This window comes from Pseudoalteromonas haloplanktis ATCC 14393, assembly GCF_000238355.1.
In the GTDB taxonomy this organism is placed as follows: Bacteria; Pseudomonadota; Gammaproteobacteria; order Enterobacterales; family Alteromonadaceae; genus Pseudoalteromonas; species Pseudoalteromonas haloplanktis.
In genome coordinates this window covers 116,848-138,480 of record NZ_AHCA01000003.1, presented here as the reverse complement: position 1 = coordinate 138,480, position 21,633 = coordinate 116,848, and the positions used below count along the sequence as shown (strand labels likewise).

Sequence of the window (21,633 nt, the reverse complement as noted above, 5' to 3'; positions counted from 1 at the left end):
TTTATGAAACTTTAAGAACGTTGTCAGAGCCATGTTTTTAGGGTGCTGTGAGGATATCAAGCATTTAAATCAGTTTTTTTATCTTATTTTAAAACAATGACTTGTAAAAATAAGCGGAAAGTAGTCTGGTTGATGAGTAAATTTATTCGTGACGATTCGATTAGCGCAATTTTTGTGTAAAAATGCACCGCCAGTCGCGATGTTTTTGTGATAAAGGTTACAAAAATGTATTTTTATTGTTTTTAGCTATGGTTCGAACTGAAATTGCGTTAAAGCACGTAAAAAGCACACTTTTCTATTATTTTTTAGGCATTTTTATCAGCAATTCATAATCACTTGATAAATGCATGGCTTGCCAAGCCTCGATGCTTTAAAATACCACGCTTAATAAAAGAGGTTTATTTATTCCCATGCGCGCAACTTTGCAGACTAACACAGCTCCCGATTTATTAAATGCTCCCATCGTGCCAACATTGAAGAAAATGACGATCCCGATGATTTTTGGGATGATCACTTTAATGATGTTTAATATTGTAGATACATTTTTTATCAGTTTACTCGGTACTGAACCCTTGGCTGCAGTTAGCTTTACCTTTCCCGTTACCTTTACAGTGATTAGCCTTGCAATTGGTTTAGGCATTGGCACCTCTGCGGTGATAGCTAAAGCGCTTGGTAGCAATAATATTGAAGAAGCACGCTTTGATGCCAGTATGGCGTTGCTAATAGCGGTTGTTATGGTGGTGTGCTTGTCGTTATTTGGCTACCTCCTTATCGCCCCCATTTTTAAACTATTAGGAGCAGGGGATGTTGTACTGCCATTGATCCACGATTATATGAGTGTGTGGTTTTTAGGCAGTGTATTTTTAATAACGCCCATGGTAGGAAATTCAGTATTGCGTGCCAGCGGAGACACTAAAACCCCAAGTATTGTGATGGGCGGGGCAGGGCTTATTAATGCGGTACTCGATCCGATGTTAATTTTTGGTTTTGGGCCTATCCCTGCGCTGGGTATTCAAGGCGCAGCAATTGCCAGCGTTATTGCGTGGGCGGTTGCGGTAATTATTATTTTATATTTATTAGCAGTTAAAAAAGGCTTATTAAGCTTAAAAGCAAATAGCCAAACGCCATTAAGTTCGATTCGTAAAATATTAAAAATTGGTTTACCCGCAGCAGGGGCAAACATGTTAACACCGGTAGCTATGGCGATAATGACCGCGATGGTGGCGTATCATGGCCCTGAGGCTGTTGCAGCATTTGGTGTTGGTAGCCGAATTGAGTCAATTGCCAGTCTTGTGGTGTTAGCATTATCGATGACATTACCACCGTTTATTAGTCAAAACTTTGGAGCTGGTAAATTGTGCCGTGTTAAAGACGCGTATACTACAACCTTAAAGTTTGTGATGATTTGGCAATTTATTATTTATTTATTGCTAATTGCATTTTCAGGCGTGATCAGCCAATTATTTGGTAAAGAGCAATTGGTTATCGATGTGATCACCTTATTTATTTTCACCTTGCCATTGAGCTACGGTTTACAAGGCGTGATTATTTTAACAAACTCATCGTTTAATGCCTTACATAAGCCGATGAATGCGCTAATTTTAAGTGTTATCCGATTATTTATTTTTTATGTTCCATTTGCTTATATTGGTAATGTATATGCCGGTTTACCGGGTTTACTAATAGGCGCAGCGGTAGGTAATTTATTTACTGCCATAGTAGCGTATAAATGGTTTATTAAAGAACTGGATATGATCAGTAATCAGGCTGTACAGGAGTGCCAAGCATGAGTGACCATTTTCAACTGGTTTCTAAATTTAAGCCCGCAGGGGATCAACCCACCGCGATTGCGCAGTTATGCGAGGGGTTAGAAGCTGGACTGGCTCATCAAACGTTATTGGGAGCAACGGGTACGGGTAAAACCTTTACCATGGCCAATATTATCAGTGATTTGAATCGTCCAACGATCATCATGGCACATAATAAAACCCTTGCAGCACAACTTTACGGTGAAATGAAAGAGTTTTTCCCGCATAACGCGGTGGAATATTTTGTTTCCTATTACGATTATTATCAGCCGGAAGCTTATGTGGTTGCAAGCGATACCTTTATTGAAAAAGATGCCTCAATCAATGAACACATTGAGCAAATGCGCTTAAGCGCAACCAAAGCATTATTAGAACGTAGAGACACTATTATTGTGGCGTCGGTTTCAGCTATTTATGGTTTGGGTGATCCAAAATCATACATGAAGATGATGCTATTGCTGAAAGTGGGCGAAAAAGTTGATCAACGAGATATGCTGCGTCGTTTAGCCGAAATTCAATACACTCGTAATGATATTGATTTTAGCCGTGGCACTTATCGGGTGCGCGGTGAAGTGGTGGATATCTTCCCCGCCGAATCAGATACCTTTGCAGTGCGTGTAGAAATGTTTGACGATGAAATTGAACGTCTGAGTATTTTTGACCCACTCACCGGTGCTGTTGAAAAACACATTGTGCGTGCAACTATCTACCCGAAGACCCACTATGTGACGCCGAGAGAGAAAATTCTTGACGCAGTTGAGCACATCAAAGCAGAACTAAAAGAACGCCGAGCACAGTTACTTAGTGCTAATAAATTAGTTGAAGAGCAACGTGTGGCACAGCGAACTCAATACGACATTGAAATGATGACCGAGCTTGGTTATTGCTCTGGTATAGAAAACTACAGTCGTTATTTATCTGGGCGTACGCCGGGTGATCCGCCGCCAACTTTGCTTGATTACTTACCTGACGATGCATTAATGATTATTGATGAATCCCACGTTACGGTGTCGCAAATTGGTGCTATGTACAAAGGTGATCGCAGTCGTAAAGAAAACCTCGTGGAATATGGTTTTCGGATGCCCTCAGCGATGGATAATCGTCCGCTGCGCTTTGAAGAGTTTGAAGCGATTGCACCGCAAACAATCTATGTATCAGCTACACCGGGTGACTTTGAATTAGAGCGTTGTGGTGATGAAATTGCGGAGCAAGTAATTCGCCCCACAGGGCTACTCGATCCACAAATTGAAGTTCGCCCTGTAGCGACGCAGGTCGATGACTTATTGTCGGAAATTTATAAGCGGGTAGAAATAGATGAACGTGTGCTAGTCACTACGTTAACCAAACGTATGGCGGAAGATTTAACGGACTATTTATCTGAGCATGATGTGAAAGTTCGCTATTTACACTCAGACATTGATACCGTGGAGCGAGTTGAAATTATACGTGATTTCCGTGCTGGTGTGTTTGATGTGTTAGTAGGTATTAACTTACTAAGAGAAGGCTTGGATATGCCAGAAGTGTCCTTAGTTGCCATACTTGATGCGGATAAAGAAGGCTTCTTACGCTCAGCTCGAGCGTTAATTCAAACCATTGGTCGTGCTGCTCGTCACTTAAATGGCCGTGCTATTTTATATGGTGACCATGTCACTAAATCCATGGCTAAAGCGATTGATGAAACACAGCGTCGTCGTGATATTCAACATGCTTATAATATTAAGCATGGTATTGAACCTCAAGCATTGCTTAAAAAGATTACTGATGTTATGGATGTGGGTGAACGTGCAGGTCCACAAGATAATTTACAGCTGATCCGCAAAGAATCTAAACACGTACTCAGCGCGAAAGAAATAGCAGTGCAAATTAAGCAACTCGAAACCAAAATGCATGCTTATGCCAGTGATTTAGAGTTTGAAAAAGCCGCATCTGTACGCGATGAAATCCATGAATTACAACAACAGTTAATTAAAAATGCCTAATTTTACGCCCCTTATTAACGCACTTGAAAGTGCCCCATTCACTGAGCACGAACTGTGCCGTGTTTTTCATGGCCGTGGTCACAGTGTTGAGCAGTTAAGCCATTTAAATATCGACTTTTATCCACCGTGTTTATTTGTTGTCTCTTATGAGGAAATTCCTGCGAGTGAGCTACAGCAGCTTAGTCAGCTACTATGGGAGTGGTCACAAACACATGCCGCTGATGCTGTTACCTCGCTGGTTTTTCAACAGCGTGCAGGGCAACAAACAGAAAACACTTTGTTATATGGTCAATTGCCTAGTCCTCATGTAGTAAAAGAAGGGCAGTGCCAGTTTTTAGTTGATTTAATGAGCCGTCAAAACACGGGTATTTTCCCTGATATGCGCCGTGGCCGTGAATTTGTACAGGCACATAGTAAACATGCAAAAGTGTTGAATTTATTTTCTTACACCTGTGGTTTTTCGGTTGCTGCAATGCATGGTGGTGCCGATAGTGTGATCAACATGGATATGAATAAAGGGGTACTACGCGCAGGTAAACAAAATCACCAACTAAATGGTTTTGACCGTGGTGTGAGCTTCTTACCGCACGATATTTTAAAGTCGTTTGGTAAGCTCAAAAAAGCGGCGCCATTTGACTTAATTATTGTTGATCCGCCAAGCTTTCAAAAAGGCAGTTTTATTTTAACTAAAGATTACCAAAAAGTGTTGCGCCGCTTACCTGAGCTCCTCAATGATAATACTAAGCTGTTGCTTTGCGCTAATAGCCCCGAGCTCAGTGAAGCCGCATTTAAAGCGCTGATTGCTGAGCATACCCAAGGTGCGATTGAATTTGTAGAGCGTTTAGCGCCGACTCTTGGTTTTGTTGATGTTGATAGCGACCGTAGTTTAAAGGCCTTGATTTACCAAACAGCTGCGCAGTAATAACGATGCGTTTAAGTAAACGGTTAGCAACAATAGACAGTTTTATTAAACCTGGTTTTCAAGCAATTTGGGATTGTTGTTGCGATCATGGTTTATTGGGAATGCAGTTAGTTGAACGAGAAGCTGCCGATACAATCCACTTTGTTGATATTGTGCCTGCATTAATGGACGAGCTGACAGCTAAGCTTACTCGTTACAGCCCAACTCAAGGTGCGGCGCACTGGCAAGTTCATTGTATAGATGTTGCTGACATAGCGATTAACTTCCAGCAGCGAAACTTAGTGATCATCGCAGGAGTCGGTGGTGAATTATTATTGCGTTTTATTAATCATATCTTAGCCGCACAGCAACAGTTTGCGAATATAAATAAAGGTGAAATATTAGCCGAGCTGGAGTTTATTATTTGCCCTGTGCACCATACTTATAAAGTACGTGAAGGCTTGTTAGAGCAAGGGATGAGGTTGATAAATGAAGCCATTGTTTGTGAGAATAACCGCTTTTATGAGGTTATCCACATAAGTAAACAGGCAAAGCACCGTTTAACACTGACAGGCTCTAGTATGTGGCATAGTGGACAACCGCAGCATCATTGCTATCAGCAAAAATTACTTACACACTATCAACGTATGCTTAATCAAAATCCAATTTATTACCAGCACGTGATTAACCGCTATGCTCAGGTACTAGCGCCGCCAGCATGAATTATAACTTATTGATTTCTTGTTTTACGTTATAACTTTGATCAGTAACGATGGCTTCAAGCGTTTGCACTCGTTCTTTAAGTGCTAACATTTCAGCTGTTATTGCGGCAATTTGATTATTCGATTCTTTATTATCAGTAAGTGTACGATGCTTGAACTCTAAATGTTTTTTATACATATCGTACATCACCCCAAATCCAACTGAGATAAATACGATCATCACTACCATTGTTGTTCCTGACATTTTATTACCTTATCCTTGTTAGTTAATGATTAAAGTATAACCAAAATACCAGATTGATGAAGCTGACAATTGTAACTTTATTTGTCGAAATAATGGGGTTGGCAAATTATTCATGAGTGATACAGTGTATTGAGTGTTTAATTGGCTTATCTGAATATGTGTTTATAAAACACTAAACTATTTTAAAACAGCGAGTTAGTATGTTAGACAATAAAATTCCTCCGGTAATAATGGTGTGCTTTTTTGCTCTAGTGATGGCCGTAATAGCTCACTATAGCGTCATTGATTTTACGGCTTTTATTTTTTACAGCGCAATTATTCTACTGGTGATAGGGTGTGTTTTTTGTATCGCTGGCGTGGTTAGTTTTCGCTTAGCGAATACAACCGTCGATCCGAGAAAACCTGAGCTGGCATCGAGATTGGTGACTACAGGTATATATAGGATCTCTCGTAACCCAATGTATGTCGGTTTTGCCTTTATACTGACAGCGTGGGGGGTGTGGTTAACATCGTTGTGGGCACTGTTGTGCGTAATTGCGTTTATAGGCTATTTAACTTGGTTTCAAATTATCCCTGAAGAGCGAAAGTTACAAAAGATATTTGGCAAAGACTATAGCGATTATAAGTTACAAGTAAAACGTTGGTTATAAACTGTGAGTAAGGCTTAGCAGTAAGAAAAAGGCTATCGAGATGATAGCCTTTTTAGTGCCTATTCGTATTCGATAGGATCAGTTATATTATTCAGACTAAATGCTTCTAAGCGTTCTTGGCACGCACCACACTTACCGCAGGCTTTTTCACGACCGTTATAGCAGGTCCAAGTTTGGCTATAATCTAAGCCCATTTTGATACCATCAGTTAAGATATCGATTTTCGTATCGTTTAAATATGGGCTGAAAATTTCTACTGCATCGTAATTTGCTATACGACAAACATCATCCATTTTTTGAACGAACTCAGGACGGCAGTCAGGGTAAATAGCATGATCTCCAGAATGTGCGCCGTAATAAACTTGACTAGCTTTGAGTGATACCGCATAGCCTACCGCCAACGATAATAAAATCATGTTGCGATTAGGTACTATGGTACTTTTCATATTTTCGGCCTCGTAGTGGCCTTCAGGCACATCAATATCATCCGTTAATGATGAGCCACCGATCAATTGATTGATCGCAGAAATATCAACTATCTTATGTGATACACCGAGCTTTTCACAGACATTTGCAGCAACTTTGAGCTCTTTTACATGACGCTGACCATAGTCAAATGACAGGGCATACACTTCATGGCCTTGTTGCAGGGCTTTATTTAATACGGTAAATGAATCCATACCGCCGGAATAAATCACAACTACTTTTTGCGTCATAACTGTTTTGCTCTTAGTTTTAATAGAGGTTTATATCAGGGCGCGATATACTACACGGCTGGAGCATAAATAACAATTTTTGACCGTGATTTTTGATTTTTTCAAATCGTCTTTCTTTATGCTCAATAATTAATGACGCTCATAATTAATGCCAAGTAGTAAGTGAGATACTTTTGTACAAAATAAATGAAATATTTGAAACCATTCAAGGCGAAGCGAGCTTTACGGGTACGCCTTCAATCTTTTTACGTTTACAAGGCTGTCCTGTTGGCTGTGCTTGGTGTGACACAAAGCAAACGTGGGAAGTGGATGATGTGTATAAAGTATCACTGGATGACACGGTAGAGAAAAAAGCTGATTCAGATCATTGGGCGGATGCATCCGCAGAGCAAATACTTAACCTATTTGTAGAGCGCGCTTATCGTGCAAAGCATGTGGTGATCACTGGCGGCGAGCCATGTATGTACGATTTAAATCCTGTGTGTAAGCTACTCCATGCTAATGGCTATAGTACGCAAATAGAAACAAGTGGGACCTTTGAGATTTTAGCGCCAGAGCAAACTTGGGTCACAGTATCGCCTAAGATCAATATGCGCGGTGGCTACGAGGTACTAACCTCTGCAATGCAACGTGCTAATGAGATCAAGCACCCAATTGCCATGCAAAAACACGTTGAAGAGCTTGAAGCGTTGTTTAACAAAACAGGCGTAAGCCCTAAACTTGTTTATCTTCAGCCCATTAGCCAAAAAGTTTCCGCGACTAAACTTGCAATTGAAACGTGTATTGAAAAAAACTGGCGCTTGTCTGTGCAAGTCCATAAGTATTTAGGGATAAACTAAAGCCGCGAGCGGTAAGCTTTAAGTTAATGGTTACAATAAACGTTGGGTTGAGTGAAACGAAACCCAACAAATCTCTTTTCGTTCAATCAGCTTCGTTAATGGTGATAATTAGTTTATTATGCGCGCCTTAACGTACCCTCCTACAAATTATTAGGCCTTATATGTCCGCGAACGCGTTATACACAGACCTTTCTGATTACTATGATTTAATGTGCGCCGATATAGACTATCAAGCGCAAAGTCATGGTATTCACAGGCTCCAGCAGATTTTTGGTAATAACGGAAATATGCACCTTGATTTAGCCTGTGGAACTGGGCCGCATGTACGTCATTTTATTAACTTTGGTTATCAAAGTGGTGGATTGGATATTAATCAGCCTATGTTAGATAGAGCTGGGATCCGCTGCCCTGAAGCACAATTTTCATTACAAAATATGAGTGACTTTGTTGTTACAGAGCCATTGGATTTAATTACCTGTTTTTTATATTCAATTCATTACTGTGATGGCATTAATAAGTTAAAAGAGTGTATTGTAAGTGTTCACAATGCACTAAAAGTCGGTGGTGTATTTTGTTTTAACGTTGTTGATAAAAACCACATTGATAATGCCTCCTTTGTGGAACATAGCGCTGTAAGTGAAGATAGTGTATTTACCTTTCGCTCTGGCTGGAATTATAGTGGCACTGGCGAGAAGCAATCGTTAAAGCTTAGTATTGAAAAAGCATCAGCAGATGAAACACTCATATGGCATGACGAACATCCGATGGTTGCGTTTAATTTCACTCAGCTAAAAAAGGCTTTACAACCTTACTTCGAAATATATGTGTTTGAACATGATTACGAAACAATTACCCCGTGGGCTGAAAAATCGGGCAATGCCATTTTTACTTGTGTAAAAATTTAAAATAAGCCTTACTTGTTAGGTTAAGATTATATTTCTCTAAAACCATCAAATGTATTAGGGCCTTAGCGTTGTTTAGTAGGCATCGGCTTGTTGTGGGGGGAATTAATTGTAGCTACGGTTTTATTTAGGCTGTAAAAATGCTGGTTTATATGAGTTATAAACCAGCATTAATTATCTTTTCTTAATCATTAAATTTAATACGCACGCCGGCGTTAACAGTAAAGCCATCATTGCGCGACCAAATATCAGTAGTCCAGCGTCCACTCGGCGCCTGTTGCGGTAGCACTAATGAGTCTTCTCTGGTTTGCCTTACATTTAGTAAATTTTCAGCATTAATAAAGTAACTTACGCGGCCAATGGTGATTTGTCCTAGTAAACCTAAGTGCCAGTAGGCTTCACTTTTGTCTCGGTAGGGGTTGTTTTCTAGCTGCTGAGTGCCAGTGTAGTAGGCTTCAAAACCAACTAGGTGACTGCCGTGTTCTTCCCACATGATCACCGCACCCGCTGAATGCTGTGGGGTGAGCGCTAGTGGTAAGCGAGCAGTACTGATATCACTTGCTTTGGTGGCGTCGGTATATAAGTAACTACCCGTAAATTTTATGTCGTGCCAACGATAACGTAGTAGCAATTCGCTGCCGCGAATTTCACTTTGCCCTGGTGCGTTAATAATTCGAACCTGTTTATCGGATGGCGTAAGTTGTTGATTAATTACTTCTAGCTCAGTGACATTCTCAACATCAGAACTGAATAAGGTGACGCTGGTTTCTAAGCTGTCGAATACATAGCTAATATCAAGGGAAGCAGTCGTAGCGCGCTCTTCGTTTAGGTTTTCCAATGGCTCTAAATGAGATAAACCTGCGTCTTCGATATCTTCAATAAAAGGAGTTGGTGCAAAGAAGCCTTGTCCGTATGAGCCTCTCACAGTCCAATTTTCTGGGTGGTATAGTAAAGAAATACGCGGGCTAAATTGAGTACCGTATTCATTATGCCAGTCGGCACGGGCACTGAGAGATAGTTTGATATCGTCTTTTGCTTCGTAGTCTAGTTGTGAAAACAGCCCTGGAACTTCATAGCTGTAGTCAAATTCAGAGAAATCCACAGAGCTGAATTTTTCTGATTGATACGCCATCCCAACCAGCCATGCCGTTTTATCTGTATAGCCAGATATGCTCGATTCAATTAAGTAGCTTTCATGGCTGTCGTCTTCTTTGCTATCGCCAAATTGATGGTCGTGCTCTTGCGACATAGCTGAACCGCGGATATTTAAGTTCATTATCTCATTTATTGGTTTATCAAAGATGAAACCAGAATCAAGTCTGAGCGAGTCTTGAGTTTGTGCAAATGGGTTGCCATCGGGCATGATAGCACCATCAGTGGTACCGCCATCGCGTTGCTCTGTCATCGCGCCAACGGTGATATATAAATTAGCACCATGCTCACCTTGCCAATATAAACGAGGCCTTACACTTGCACGATTATAACTTGCCATATCCAGCCAGCCGTCATCATCGAGATCTTGCTCTGACTGATGATGTAACCCTGCGGTTACTGAAGCACTGAAAGAGTCTGACAGTGGTGCGGCAAGATAAGCGGTAATATCTTGGCCATCTTTTGAGGTTGCATTTAGCAATACCTCTCCTTCAAACTCATCACTTGGAGTGCGAGAAATTAAATTGATCACCCCACCTAACGCCGAGCCTCCATATAATGAAGAGGCTGAACCTTTGATGATCTCAACATTGGCAAGGTCTGTGGGGGGAATTTGCAGTAAACCTATCGATGCAGTTTGGCCGCCATATAAAGGCAAGCCGTCACTTAACAATTGTGTATAACGGCCATAAAGGCTTTGCAAACGTATATTTGCGCTACCTAAAGCTGGAGAGGTGTTTTGCACTCGTACCCCCCCGGTTTCAGCGACTAGCATAGAGATATTACCTGGGCGCATCAGCGCTTTTTCGTGTATTTCTTCGCCGTTTATTATCTCTGTACGGGTGGCCGATTCGCTTACAATACGGCCTAATCGTGATGCGGTTACTTGAATTTTTTCAATTGATTTGTGTTCATGTTCATCGTGATCATGGTGTTGCTCAGTTGCTAATGAAAACTGCGGCAATAACAGCATAGCCGCTGCTAACTTAGAGTATTTATAAAACATTTTTATCTCACAGTTATTAAAAATGAAGCGCATAAGCGCAAATTAATTAACTACTTTTTGATCTATAGCGTACGTAAGGGGAGCCCTTTATGAGATAAAAATGGGAGGCCGGTAAACAAATGCAGAGATTGAAATAGGGTGTTTAGCATTAAGCTTTAAAGAGGGATGATTTTGGACAATAACTTGTGCTGAGCAAATAGCAGTGGGTAAATATAGCGTGGGCATACAGGTATTTGCGGGGCAAATACAGTTTATTTCACAACACTCTACATCACAGCAATCGTCAGTTTCTTGCGCTTCGCTTGCTTTAATGGGTGGCACGTCAATAAGTGGGGGGGCGACCATCAATCCAGCAGGTGTGTGTGCAGTAGTGAAAAAATCAGAATGAGAAGAGACACTATACGCCATTGATTGTTCGGCAAACCCAAACAAAATCAAAAACACAGCCAACATGTTGGTATATGGCTTAAGCATATAAATCTCATCAAAAAGAAGTTGCTGTATTGTATTAAATTTTTACGTGAGTGTGAACATCAATAAGCGCTTAATAATTAGCCCTATACTTTTTAACGGCACTAACAAAAAAGCGCTGCCCATTGGCAACGCTTTTGTAACTTTTTTACAGCTTAATCTTTCGTTAAATAATCCAACACTACTTGGTGGTGGTCTTTGGTTTTAAATTTGTCGAAAAAGTGCTTAATTGTACCGTCTTGACCGATTAGAAAACTTAAACGATGAATGCCGTCGTATTCTTTACCCATAAACTTTTTATAGCCCCACACACCGAATGCTTCAGCAATGGCATGGTCTTCGTCAGAAAGTAGATCAAAATTAAGTTCTTTTTTAGTTTCAAAGTTCTTTAATTTTTTTACAGGATCAGGGCTAATACCAACCACACGCGTATTAAGCTGTGCTAATACGTCTTTCTCATCGCGAAGGTTTTCAGCTTGCACTGTGCAGCCTGGTGTAGAAGCTTTTGGATAAAAGTACACTAATACCTGTTGTTCTTTTAATAACTCTTCAAGGCTAATGGTTTCGCCATCTTGGTTTTGTAAACTAAATGCGGGGGCTTTATCGCCAGCTTGTAATGGATTAATAGTGTTCATGCTTTGCTCCTTAGCGAATGCGTCGAAAAATATAATCGACATTAAGAGTACGTGAAAGGTCTTCAAATTGGACTTTAAAGCTGTCTATGTCAACCTCAACAGGAATATTAAACTCTAGTTCACAGCGCATTTTTGTTTGCGCATCTTCATCATAGGTATCTGATTTTAAAGAACAGATACTGATATGTTTGTCGGCAAAAAAGCGGGTGACTTTACTTAACGTGCCTGGTGTATCTATTCCTGTATATTCAAGAGTATAGCCTGCACAAAATTCACTTTGAGTATGACTGGCAGTACGTTTCATCATAGTCAGTAAACCGAGTTCCATACCTTTGAGAGGCAGGGTGTGCTCAATACGGCTAATTGCTGACATATCGCCCGATAACAACATGATAAAGGTAAACTCATTACCTAAGATGGCAATACGGCTATCAATAATATTGCAGTGACAGTCACTGACTAATTGGGTTAATTCACTGACAATGCCGGGGCGATCATCACCAATGGCAGTTAAAACGATCTGATGATTTGAAAAAGTAGTCATGAATTCAAGTACCTAGGTTATATTTTTAATAACAGTCAGAGTGAACTAAGCCGGCAATTACTACCACACGGCGGCGAAGTTTAACACAAAACAACCACTAAACTACAGAGTGAGTTAATTAAGCTGTCATTAAAGCACGGTGTTTCTTGTTTTTAACGGCATGGGAAAGTACCATAGTTAAAATTTTGCATATTGGCTGGCTAACATAGCTATTTAGCCGGATCCCAAAGTAACGGGTTTTGCATAAAACAAGATACGTAAAGTTAATATTGACTTTACACTGAACCAAATCGGCATAACCCACTCATATATTTGTTAAAACAATTAAGGGTATGCTAAGGAGAATTATCTGTGCAGTATTGGATCCCAAAAGCGCTTGCTGTAAGCGTATTGGTTAGCTTGTCAGGATGTGGTGTGTTCACTGACGAAGCACATCATAAGCGTAATTACCGTGCCGGTGAGCCGGTAAAAGTGCCAGGACAATTGGCGCAGCCAGCTCAAGATCCCATTTATAAAATGGAAGTGGCAGAATATGATAATAATCCTGATTCAACAAACTATCGCCCTCCAGCGCAAGTATTAACTGTTGCAAAAGGCAGTTGGGTTGAAGAAGGAGATAAACAAGCACGTGTTTATTTTGATAAAAATGATGGTATTGCTGATTTAGATGAATTTATTTGGGATTCAGTTCAGGCGGTATTAACAGAACATCAAACTAAAGCAATAAAAGAAGATAAATTACTAGGCTCAATAGAAACAGATTGGTACGCAATAATTCAGCCAGAAGAAGGTTGGCTATGGGATAGTGAAACAGAAGTTTCTCAGCAGCGTTTTATCTTCAGTATTGAGGAAAAGTCGCACCAACGTACTGCCGCATTGAGTGCTAAATTAGCTGAATATGACAGTAAAGATGTGCCATTAACGCCTATTTTACAGCAGCAATTAGAAGTGCGTGCACTAAACCAAGTTGTGGCTGAATTCGATTATAGATATCGTCAACTTGAAGTTGAAATGCGTAAGCAACAAGGCATCATTTCACTAGAAATGGGCTTTGACAATAAAGGTAATGCGGCATTAGTGACTGAGCAAGACTACTTTGCTGTTTTTGATCGTTTCTCAGGATTTTTAGAGCGACTATCTTTTACAATCGTTGAAATAGATCAAGAACGTGGTTTGATCACTGCTGATTACAACAAACCAGAATCAAGTGTATGGGATTCAATTTGGGGCGAAGAACTTGCAGAACTACCGATTGAAGAAGGCCAATATCAAATCTTGGTGAGCCGTACCAAAGATGGTGGGACGAGCTTGACGTGGATGGATGATGAAGGAACAACCTTAGAGCCGGGTACGATGAATGATTTACAACAAGCATTAGAAAATGCTTTGCGTCAACGCGGTATTAAAATTTAATAATAAATAAAATTAAACCACAAAAAGAGCTTTTGCTCTTTTTGTGGTTTCTACAGGTTGAAAACAATGTCTAATCTAACTCCTTCTACCGAGCAGTTTGACTTAAAGGTATGGTTAACTTTTATCATTCCGTCACTGATCGGTGTATTCTTGTTCATGACTCCAGTGCCAATGGATGGAGCGATGACTATTCCCATTGCCGTTCTGGCTAAAGCTGTAAAGGCGGCTGTTGCATCTTATATTGATTTATTACTCACTGTGATTATTTGTATCACGGGGGGTTTATCATTAGTGATGAAACTATTTAAACCAGCGGCATTAATGAAATCCTCACTTTTAAAACACCTTTTTGATGTGCACTGGTTATGGTTAGTGATCCGTCTATTTGGTATGGCGTTTATTATTCTGACCGTTTTAAGTTTTAATAACCCGGATATAACCTCGGCACTCCCTGCGCCGCTACAGCCTATTTTTACCGGTATTACTTCAGAAAGTACCGGTGGCTTAGTATTAAAAGATTTACTGCCAGTGTTATTTTCAGTGTTTATTTTAGCGGGTCTGTTACTGCCTTTACTGCTGAATTTTGGTTTACTTGAATTAGTGGGAACATTGTTGACTAAAGTAATGCGGCCACTATTTGGTGTACCTGGGCGAAGTGCGGTTGATTGCGCAACATCATGGTTGGGGGATGGCAGTGTGGGTATTTTAATGACTGCCCGCCAATATGAAGAAAAGCATTACACCCAGCGTGAAGCGGCTATCATTGGAACTACTTTTTCTGCTGTTTCGATTACCTTCTGTTTAGTGGTGTTAGGGCAAGTAGGGCTTGAGAAGCTATTTGCACCGTTTTATTTAACTGTGTGTTTGGCTGGCGTTGCTGCTGCATTGATTGTGCCGCGCATTCCGCCGTTGAGCTTTAAAAAAGATGTGTTTATTGATGGCAGCCAGCCAGATCCGCATAAAGAGCGCGTGCCTCATGACAAAAATATTCTTACCCATGCTTTACATGTCGCGCTTAATAAAGCAAAGCATTCACCAGGTTTTACCGGTACATTGAAAGAAGGTATTCACAACGCATTAGACATGATTTTTGCGGTGTTACCAATCGTAATGGCGGTGGGCACGTTTGCGTTAGTTATTGCTGAATATACGCCAATTTTTGCTTACCTAGGTAAACCTTTCATTCCATTTTTAGAGTTATTACAGATCCCTGAAGCTGAAGCCGCTGCGCAAACTATTATGGTAGGTTTTGCCGATATGTTTATTCCATCAATTTTAGCAGCAGGCACCATTGAAAGTGATGTTACTCGGTTTATCATTGCTGCAATGAGTGTTACCCAATTGATTTATATGTCTGAAGTTGGTGCGCTCTTATTGGGAAGTAAAATTCCGGTGAATATTTTTGAGTTGTTTATAATATTCATTCTTAGAACTTTGATCACCCTTCCTGTGATTGCACTTATGGCGCATTGGTTAGTCGGGTAAAGTAATATTACTGAGAAAGCCCTGCAATGCAGGGCTTTTTTATGCAAACGTTACAGTGGCTTATCAATTAGTAAGATTGCTTGTGCTGCGGGCATTGGTTTGGCCTTTAAGAAACCTTGACCAAAATCACACTGAGTTTTTTGTAAGATGCTTAGCTGCTCTTGGGTTTCAATTCCCTCGGCAACAACATCTAATTTTAGTGACGCTGCAAGTGATAAAATAGCGTCAACGAGTGGGGTGGCTGTATCGGTTAGGTGATCGATAAAACTTTTATCGATTTTTAATACATGAATGGGGAGTTGGTGCAAATACCCGAGTGACGAATAGCCAGTGCCAAAATCATCTAAGCATAATTTCACTTTTAATGGTGCTAAACCTTCAATTATCTTGGTAGCTAACTCTAAATTTTCAATTAACCCTGACTCTGTGATCTCCAAGCATAAAGATCCTAACTCGAGTGCGTATTTATTATAAATAGCGTGGATCTGCGAGATAAAGTCAACGCTTGCAAAGTGCCTGGATGAGACATTTACCGTGATCCGCAAAAACCGTTTACCTTGTTGTTGCCAAGCTGCAATTTGCTTTGCTGCCAGCTCTAGTAAATGAAGGTCTAGATTTATGATTTGCCCAGTACTTTCAGCTATGGGAATAAAATCATTGGGGGCTACAAAGCCTTTACTTGGGTGATGCCAACGTACTAAAGCTTCAAAACCTATCACTTTACAGTGTTGAATGCTAAAAATAGGTTGAAAATAAAGTTCAAATTCATTGTGCTCAATACCATGCTGCAAGTCATTTTCTATGTCTGCATGGCTTTTTAGCTTTTTACGCATGGTATTATTAAAAAACTTTACCTGTCCACGACCTGTTGATTTAGCTTCGTACATTGCGGCATCGGCGTGCTGAAGTAGTTGGTAGGCTTTATCGTTTTCGCTTTCGCAAAATGCAACGCCAATGCTGGTAGAGGCTTGCAATAAGTGACCATCAATATTAAGTGGGGCAGCCAGTGCTTTTTTGATCCGCTTTAGGGCATCATTCACTTGGTTTTTATGAGTGATGTTTTCCATAAAAATGGCAAATTCATCACCGCCGAGCCGCGCAAATGTGTCGGTATTACGAATAGTCCCTTGAATTGATTTACAAATAGCAATCAAAAAATGATCCCCCACTTCATGACCTAACGAGTCATTGATGCTTTTAAATCTGTCAAAATCTAAATACAACAGAGCATGATAGGTCCCTTTAGGTGTGCGGGTAAGTCGTAAGATCCCATGTTTAATACGGTCAATAAGTAAAGAACGGTTTGCAAGACCCGTTAACTCGTCATGTAAAGCACGGTGCTCAAGTGCCTGGCGAGACAATTGTCGATCAATAGCCATACTGATCTGACGACTTACATAAGTGAGTAAAGCTCGGTCATGCTCATTATAGTGGTGGGTTTTATCATAACTTTGGACCACAATAACACCACTCATATAATCACTTACCTTAAAGGGCACACCAAGCCAAGACTCGGATTGTCTGCCGACCATTTTAAAATGACCAGCTGCGATATATTGCTGATATTCTTGTTTATTCAATAGTAGTGATTGTTCGGAGTTTAATAGGTAGTAGGATGCTGTATGTTTTAGCTGTTCTTTAGAAATCTTTTTATGGGCATTTGAGCGCACACCTTCTTCTACAATGTAAACAATATCCAGGATATCGAGATTTTTATTATATAAGCCTACCAAAAAGTTATCGGCGCGCAGTAAGTTGGTCATAATAGTGTGCAAGGATGCTAAAAAAGCATCTAAATCATTGGCTTGGTAGGTTAAATTAGCGATTTGTAGTAATGTGCCTTCGAGCTTTTGCGCGCTATTTAGTTGGCTAACTGTTTGCTGTAAATTTTCTACAGTGTTGACCTGATTTATTTTTGCGCTGAGCAAATGCGCTACGGTAGTTAAAATTTCTAGGTGGGCGTCGGTAAAGTAGTTACGCGCAGGATGTTCGCAGTCAATAACCCCTAAAACCTGTTGTTTATATACCAAAGGAACACACAGCTCAGACATAGCAGGGCGCATGTCTGCAATATATCGGCTGTCGGTACTGACATCACCAATGATAACAGCGCGACCTGTTGAAGCCACATGACCTGTGATGCCTTGATTAAAAGCAATGGTCTTTTGTTCAATAGTGTAGTCACTGTTAGCGTGTGATACACCCATAGATGCGACTTCATGCAAGGCGGTACCACTTTTATCGGCGAGATAAATAACGCAATCGACAAAGCCTAAACGTTTGACGACTTCTGTAGTGACATAGTCGAACAGTTCATCGAGTTTATCTAGTTGCAGTAAGCTTGATGAAAACTGATTAATAATACTCAGTTGCTCTGTTTTAACCTCAAGCGCTGAAGATAAGTCTATTTTACTTTGCATGTGGCACGCGTGAATATACCGTTTACTTGTCATCAATATAGTCCCACATTAACGGATTGTTAACTTACAAACAAAGAAAAATTAAAAATTTTAGGTGCTTAGCTGTAAACACAAGCGCAGGCCAAGTTATTGATGGAGTGATGTATAGTTAATGAGCATCATTAAAAACCAGAATAAAATCTTTACTCGGCTAGGGCATATGCCTATGATCGACTAAATTCAGCCGTGGAACAAAGTAATGTCAAATCAAGAAATTCAAAATACAGCTACATTAACCCTAACTCGTCCGGATGATTGGCACGTACATTTACGTGATGGTGATCAGTTAAAAGACACAGTACGTGATATTAGTCGCTACATGGGACGAGCAATTATAATGCCTAATTTAGTGCCTCCGGCAGTCTGTACGGATACGGCTCTTGCGTACCGTGAACGCATCATGGCAGCTGGACCACAAGGTAATTTTGAGCCTTTGATGGTACTTTATTTAACCGACAATACTTCTCCTGAAGAGATCAAAAAAGCGCATGCTACCGGAAAAATTGTTGCCGCAAAGGTTTACCCTGCAGGTGCGACAACTAACTCAGATTCTGGGGTTACTTCAATGAAGAATATTTACCCAGTACTAAACGCTATGCAAGAAGTTGGGATGTTACTGTTGATCCATGGGGAAGTGACCGATTCGTCGATTGATATATTTGACCGCGAAAAAGTATTTTTAGAAACGATCTTGGTTGATGTAGTAAAAGACTTCCCTAGCTTAAAGATTGTACTTGAGCATATCACCACTAAAGATGCCGTTGATTTTGTAAATAATGCACCCGCTAATGTGGCCGCAACTATCACAGCCCACCATTTACTGTATAACCGTAACCATATGTTAGCGGGAGGCATTCGCCCACATTATTATTGCTTACCAATTTTAAAGCGTAATACGCATCAACAAGCGCTAATAGAAGCGGCCACCAGTGGCAGTGCCAAGTTTTTCTTGGGCACGGATTCGGCGCCACACTATAAAGATAAAAAAGAAGCTGCGTGCGGTTGTGCAGGTGCATACACGGCACATGCTGCCCTTGAGTTATACGCTGAAGCATTTGAAGATGCAGGAGCGCTAGATAAACTTGAAGGGTTTGCAAGTCACTTTGGTCCTGATTTTTATGGTATTGCGAGAAACACAGATACTGTAACTTTAGTTAAGCAACCATGGACTGTACCTGCAAGCTACCCGCTGGGTAATGATCATGTTGTTCCAATTAAAGCTGAGTCAGTAATTGATTGGCAAGTAAAATAAGCCGCTTATCATTAACACGGTATCAGGTATTTTAGCCTTATAATTAATCGTTTAGTCCTGTTTTATCTATAGAAATAGGGCAATTAAAATATTTTTTAATTAATAGAGCTAAAACAATTATATTGTGTTAACCTTAACTTGCTTTGAGTATTTGCGTATTGAATTTTTGGTTTATGTGCGGCGTGTAAGGTTTCCGGTTAATGGTTATTACTTCTTCCTGTACTTTATCCCAGCTATTTATTGGGCACTCACTCAGGGAGGATATAGCCAATCTGGCTGAATTTTAATTATTGACTTACAGGAAAATTTGGTATGTCAAACACGGTTACTGGTAAAGTTAAGTTCTTCAACGAAGCTAAAGGCTTTGGTTTTATTGAACAAGAAAATGGTCCTGACGTATTCGTACATTTCAGCGCTATTACAGGCTCAGGTTTTCGCACTCTAAGCGAAGGCCAACAAGTGTCTTTCGGCATCAAGCAAGGTCAAAAAGGCCCTGAAGCTGAGAATGTAGAAGTAGCATAATTTCAATTATGTGAACCTAGGTTCAACTTGGTGAAACAGGACTCTGTTTCACCATAATTCCCCCTTTATTAATACTATTTCCTCTCTTCACTTTTATAGATACCAATGCAAAATTGCTCTGTATCTCGTTAGATAAAAATCTTTTACTCGTAAAACTCCCTGACTACTATTACTTATTACCTTTGCTTTCTTCTACATTAAAATACTTATTCTACGTAACCGCTATTTCATTTAAATCCCCGTAATTAAGCACTGTATTGAGTATGAAGCAAGCAGCAATCTGGTTGTTATGGACCTTTTGTATTTATATAGTCAGAAAATGTATCAGGTGGGAAAAGTTCATCCTCATAAACGAGTTATACCAATCGTGTTAAGTTACTGACCATTTATAGCGACAGATAAATGGCGTGATAACAAGGCATAAATTTTGACATGTAGTTGTTCTCGGCAATTGCTCCTGCATTGCTCTACCTCCTGCATCCATGCAGTCGTACATGAAAAATTTATAACGCAGTTAGCGCTTTATTTAGCCCGCTAGAATGGTTAAATATTTAAGTCGATTGGTATTAACCCTGTTTGCTTATTGGGGATAGTTAAGGTTATTCATTGAGAGGTTTTTTACATAAAACTAAATCGTGGCAGCATAGAAATATCACCCGTTACGATTATTATCAGCATAAAAAAGCATACACGCAGATTTGGATGTAAAAATGTCAGTACACTTTTTTAGTTGATGTTCTGATTTGAAGTTTTTTTAAACACAGGTGTGAATGAACTTCTGCATAAAAAGGCTTTTTTACTGAATGATTACGCTTATTTAAAAATATTATTAACTTTTTTTAGCGCCTAAAAATTACAGACAGAATGTTACATTAATGTTTTGCAATTAACTAAAGTAGATAAAACACTCCTTAGTTAGCGGCTTTTACACTATATGGGAAATTACTGCTGTTACAATAATGTTAATCCTTTGTTTTTCGTGTTTTAGTTTGCAGTGATTGAATTAATTTATTTCCAGCTAATTCCAAACATCAAGTTGACAGCGTGCATTGCATTTAGCATTATTGGAGGGTTGATATCTATTAAAAGATATCAGGGTTGTCTCCTTCGGGAGGTAATTAAATTATAAAAGTAACATTACTTAATTGGTTGGGAACTATGTCTGTTAAAATCAGAAAGAGTCTTGTAGCAACTGCGTTGGTTGGCGCGTTTGCATTTGCAAGCAGCAATGTGATTGCAGATCCTTTGAATGACGTGCAAAAAGCAGGTCTACAAATTCAAACGGCTGCGGTTAAGTCTCAAACTAAAATTGACAACGTATATGGTCAAACTCAAGAGCTATTAGCTGAGTACCGTAGCGTAGTTGATGAATCTGAGCTTTTGAAAGTATACAACGATCACGTTGCACGTTTGGTCGCTGACCAAAATGCACAAATTGAATCGTTTGACCGTCAAATCGCGACGATCGACAACACAAAACAAAACGTTGTGCCTTTGATGTATCGCATGATCGATACGCTTGAGCAATTCATCAAAGCGGACGTTCCGTTTAACAGTGACAATCGTTTGGCGCGTGTTGAAAGATTACGTGAAACAATGGTTTCTTCTTCTGTAACGACTTCAGAGAAGTTCCGTCAAGTATTAGAAGCATACACAATTGAAGCAGCATACAGCTCTTTAGTTGCTGCATCACAAGGTACTTTAGAGATTGATGGTAAGAGCATCAACGTTGATTTCGGCCAACTAGGTCGTATCACTTACGTTGCTCAATCGTTTGACTTAAAGCACGCATGGGTATGGGATAACAACACTAAGCAGTGGAAAGAATTAGGTGATGAATACCTAAAACCTGTTAAAGAAGTTATTCGTATGGCGCGTAAGCAAGCGACATTAGAACTTGTTAAACTACCAATCTTTGGCGCGGAGTAATCAA

Annotated in this window: 19 protein-coding genes; 12 read left to right on the top strand and 7 right to left on the bottom strand. The window is 40.0% G+C overall.

Translation table 11 applies throughout. The annotated features are described in order from the left end of the window. The first annotated feature begins 410 nt into the window (after nt 1-410). Genes PHAL_RS0107525 through PHAL_RS0107510 form a run of 4 tightly spaced genes read left to right on the top strand, consistent with a single transcriptional unit; the run spans nt 411 to nt 5,410 of the window. Nucleotides 411-1,790 carry an MATE family efflux transporter gene (locus tag PHAL_RS0107525; protein WP_016707806.1) on the top strand — a complete coding sequence of 460 codons (1,380 nt, stop codon included), beginning with the start codon at nt 411-413 and terminating at the stop codon, nt 1,788-1,790. Beyond that, complete coding sequence (uvrB, locus tag PHAL_RS0107520) at nt 1,787-3,787, top strand: excinuclease ABC subunit UvrB (RefSeq protein ID WP_016707805.1); 2,001 nt, start codon at nt 1,787-1,789, stop codon at nt 3,785-3,787. The genes PHAL_RS0107525 and uvrB overlap by 4 nt, the downstream gene beginning before the upstream one ends. Next, nucleotides 3,780-4,709: a class I SAM-dependent methyltransferase gene (locus PHAL_RS0107515; RefSeq protein WP_016707804.1), complete on the top strand. Its 930-nt coding sequence runs from the start codon at nt 3,780-3,782 to the stop codon at nt 4,707-4,709. The genes uvrB and PHAL_RS0107515 overlap by 8 nt, the downstream gene beginning before the upstream one ends. Before the next feature lie 5 nt (nt 4,710-4,714). Beyond that, nucleotides 4,715-5,410: a tRNA (adenine(22)-N(1))-methyltransferase gene (locus tag PHAL_RS0107510; protein ID WP_016707803.1), complete on the top strand. Its 696-nt coding sequence runs from the start codon at nt 4,715-4,717 to the stop codon at nt 5,408-5,410. 1 nt (nt 5,411) lies between these two features. Here PHAL_RS0107510 and PHAL_RS0107505 read toward each other — a convergent pair whose 3' ends face one another. Continuing rightward, nucleotides 5,412-5,654: a hypothetical protein gene (locus tag PHAL_RS0107505; protein ID WP_016707802.1), complete on the bottom strand. Its 243-nt coding sequence runs from the start codon at nt 5,652-5,654 to the stop codon at nt 5,412-5,414. A gap of 200 nt (nt 5,655-5,854) precedes the next feature. On the opposite strand from PHAL_RS0107505, the gene PHAL_RS0107500 reads away from it, so the two are divergent. Next, on the top strand, nt 5,855-6,304 hold the full coding sequence (locus tag PHAL_RS0107500; RefSeq protein WP_016707801.1) for a methyltransferase family protein: 450 nt from the start codon (nt 5,855-5,857) through the stop codon (nt 6,302-6,304). 59 nt (nt 6,305-6,363) lie between these two features. On the opposite strand, the gene queC is transcribed toward PHAL_RS0107500, so the two are convergent. After that, on the bottom strand, nt 6,364-7,044 hold the full coding sequence (queC, locus tag PHAL_RS0107495; RefSeq protein WP_258165111.1) for a 7-cyano-7-deazaguanine synthase QueC: 681 nt from the start codon (nt 7,042-7,044) through the stop codon (nt 6,364-6,366). Between the two features lie 149 nt (nt 7,045-7,193). Between queC and queE the strand changes: the two genes are divergently transcribed. Beyond that, nucleotides 7,194-7,859 (top strand): 7-carboxy-7-deazaguanine synthase QueE, encoded by a 666-nt coding sequence (gene queE, locus PHAL_RS0107490; RefSeq protein ID WP_016707799.1) that lies wholly within the window; start codon nt 7,194-7,196, stop codon nt 7,857-7,859. A gap of 161 nt (nt 7,860-8,020) precedes the next feature. Next, nucleotides 8,021-8,764, top strand: a complete 744-nt coding sequence (locus PHAL_RS0107485; protein ID WP_016707798.1) for a class I SAM-dependent DNA methyltransferase — start codon at nt 8,021-8,023, stop codon at nt 8,762-8,764. Between the two features lie 181 nt (nt 8,765-8,945). Here the strand turns inward: PHAL_RS0107485 and PHAL_RS0107480 are convergent, their stop codons facing one another. The 4 genes from PHAL_RS0107480 to PHAL_RS0107465 form a co-directional block, all read right to left on the bottom strand. Beyond that, nucleotides 8,946-10,919: a TonB-dependent receptor plug domain-containing protein gene (locus PHAL_RS0107480; protein ID WP_036980650.1), complete on the bottom strand. Its 1,974-nt coding sequence runs from the start codon at nt 10,917-10,919 to the stop codon at nt 8,946-8,948. Between the two features lie 87 nt (nt 10,920-11,006). After that, nucleotides 11,007-11,393: a hypothetical protein gene (locus PHAL_RS23575; RefSeq protein WP_138973936.1), complete on the bottom strand. Its 387-nt coding sequence runs from the start codon at nt 11,391-11,393 to the stop codon at nt 11,007-11,009. A gap of 152 nt (nt 11,394-11,545) precedes the next feature. Then, nucleotides 11,546-12,025 carry a thioredoxin-dependent thiol peroxidase gene (bcp, locus tag PHAL_RS0107470; protein WP_016707795.1) on the bottom strand — a complete coding sequence of 160 codons (480 nt, stop codon included), beginning with the start codon at nt 12,023-12,025 and terminating at the stop codon, nt 11,546-11,548. Nucleotides 12,026-12,035: 10 nt separating this feature from the next. Then, nucleotides 12,036-12,569 (bottom strand): glycine cleavage system protein R, encoded by a 534-nt coding sequence (locus tag PHAL_RS0107465; protein ID WP_016707794.1) that lies wholly within the window; start codon nt 12,567-12,569, stop codon nt 12,036-12,038. Between the two features lie 351 nt (nt 12,570-12,920). On the opposite strand from PHAL_RS0107465, the gene bamC reads away from it, so the two are divergent. Next, nucleotides 12,921-13,982 (top strand): outer membrane protein assembly factor BamC, encoded by a 1,062-nt coding sequence (bamC, locus tag PHAL_RS0107460; RefSeq protein WP_016707793.1) that lies wholly within the window; start codon nt 12,921-12,923, stop codon nt 13,980-13,982. A gap of 66 nt (nt 13,983-14,048) precedes the next feature. After that, nucleotides 14,049-15,467 (top strand): YjiH family protein, encoded by a 1,419-nt coding sequence (locus tag PHAL_RS0107455; RefSeq protein WP_016707792.1) that lies wholly within the window; start codon nt 14,049-14,051, stop codon nt 15,465-15,467. 50 nt (nt 15,468-15,517) lie between these two features. Here the strand turns inward: PHAL_RS0107455 and PHAL_RS0107450 are convergent, their stop codons facing one another. Beyond that, entirely contained in the window at nt 15,518-17,887 is a 2,370-nt protein-coding gene (locus PHAL_RS0107450) for a bifunctional diguanylate cyclase/phosphodiesterase (RefSeq protein ID WP_016707791.1), read from the bottom strand. 238 nt (nt 17,888-18,125) lie between these two features. Here PHAL_RS0107450 and pyrC point away from each other — a divergent pair, with 238 nt between their 5' ends. The 3 genes from pyrC (at nt 18,126) to PHAL_RS0107435 (ending at nt 21,629) form a co-directional block, all read left to right on the top strand. After that, nucleotides 18,126-19,178 (top strand): dihydroorotase, encoded by a 1,053-nt coding sequence (gene pyrC, locus PHAL_RS0107445; protein WP_016707790.1) that lies wholly within the window; start codon nt 18,126-18,128, stop codon nt 19,176-19,178. A 312-nt stretch (nt 19,179-19,490) separates the two neighbouring features. Then, on the top strand, nt 19,491-19,700 hold the full coding sequence (locus PHAL_RS0107440) for a cold-shock protein (protein WP_016707789.1): 210 nt from the start codon (nt 19,491-19,493) through the stop codon (nt 19,698-19,700). Nucleotides 19,701-20,858: 1,158 nt separating this feature from the next. Then, entirely contained in the window at nt 20,859-21,629 is a 771-nt protein-coding gene (locus tag PHAL_RS0107435; protein WP_016707788.1) for a DUF3450 domain-containing protein, read from the top strand. Nucleotides 21,630-21,633: the final 4 nt, after the last annotated feature.

Coding starts and splice junctions, on each gene's coding strand:
- PHAL_RS0107525 (WP_016707806.1), top strand. CDS start 411: ATGCGCGCAACTTTGCAGACTAACACAGCTCCCGATTTATTAAATGCT.
- uvrB (WP_016707805.1), top strand. CDS start 1,787: ATGAGTGACCATTTTCAACTGGTTTCTAAATTTAAGCCCGCAGGGGAT.
- PHAL_RS0107515 (WP_016707804.1), top strand. CDS start 3,780: ATGCCTAATTTTACGCCCCTTATTAACGCACTTGAAAGTGCCCCATTC.
- PHAL_RS0107510 (WP_016707803.1), top strand. CDS start 4,715: ATGCGTTTAAGTAAACGGTTAGCAACAATAGACAGTTTTATTAAACCT.
- PHAL_RS0107505 (WP_016707802.1), bottom strand. CDS start 5,654: ATGTCAGGAACAACAATGGTAGTGATGATCGTATTTATCTCAGTTGGA.
- PHAL_RS0107500 (WP_016707801.1), top strand. CDS start 5,855: ATGTTAGACAATAAAATTCCTCCGGTAATAATGGTGTGCTTTTTTGCT.
- PHAL_RS0107485 (WP_016707798.1), top strand. CDS start 8,021: ATGTCCGCGAACGCGTTATACACAGACCTTTCTGATTACTATGATTTA.
- PHAL_RS0107480 (WP_036980650.1), bottom strand. CDS start 10,919: ATGTTTTATAAATACTCTAAGTTAGCAGCGGCTATGCTGTTATTGCCG.
- PHAL_RS23575 (WP_138973936.1), bottom strand. CDS start 11,393: ATGCTTAAGCCATATACCAACATGTTGGCTGTGTTTTTGATTTTGTTT.
- bcp (WP_016707795.1), bottom strand. CDS start 12,025: ATGAACACTATTAATCCATTACAAGCTGGCGATAAAGCCCCCGCATTT.
- PHAL_RS0107465 (WP_016707794.1), bottom strand. CDS start 12,569: ATGACTACTTTTTCAAATCATCAGATCGTTTTAACTGCCATTGGTGAT.
- PHAL_RS0107455 (WP_016707792.1), top strand. CDS start 14,049: ATGTCTAATCTAACTCCTTCTACCGAGCAGTTTGACTTAAAGGTATGG.
- PHAL_RS0107450 (WP_016707791.1), bottom strand. CDS start 17,887: ATGCAAAGTAAAATAGACTTATCTTCAGCGCTTGAGGTTAAAACAGAG.
- pyrC (WP_016707790.1), top strand. CDS start 18,126: ATGTCAAATCAAGAAATTCAAAATACAGCTACATTAACCCTAACTCGT.
- PHAL_RS0107440 (WP_016707789.1), top strand. CDS start 19,491: ATGTCAAACACGGTTACTGGTAAAGTTAAGTTCTTCAACGAAGCTAAA.
- PHAL_RS0107435 (WP_016707788.1), top strand. CDS start 20,859: ATGTCTGTTAAAATCAGAAAGAGTCTTGTAGCAACTGCGTTGGTTGGC.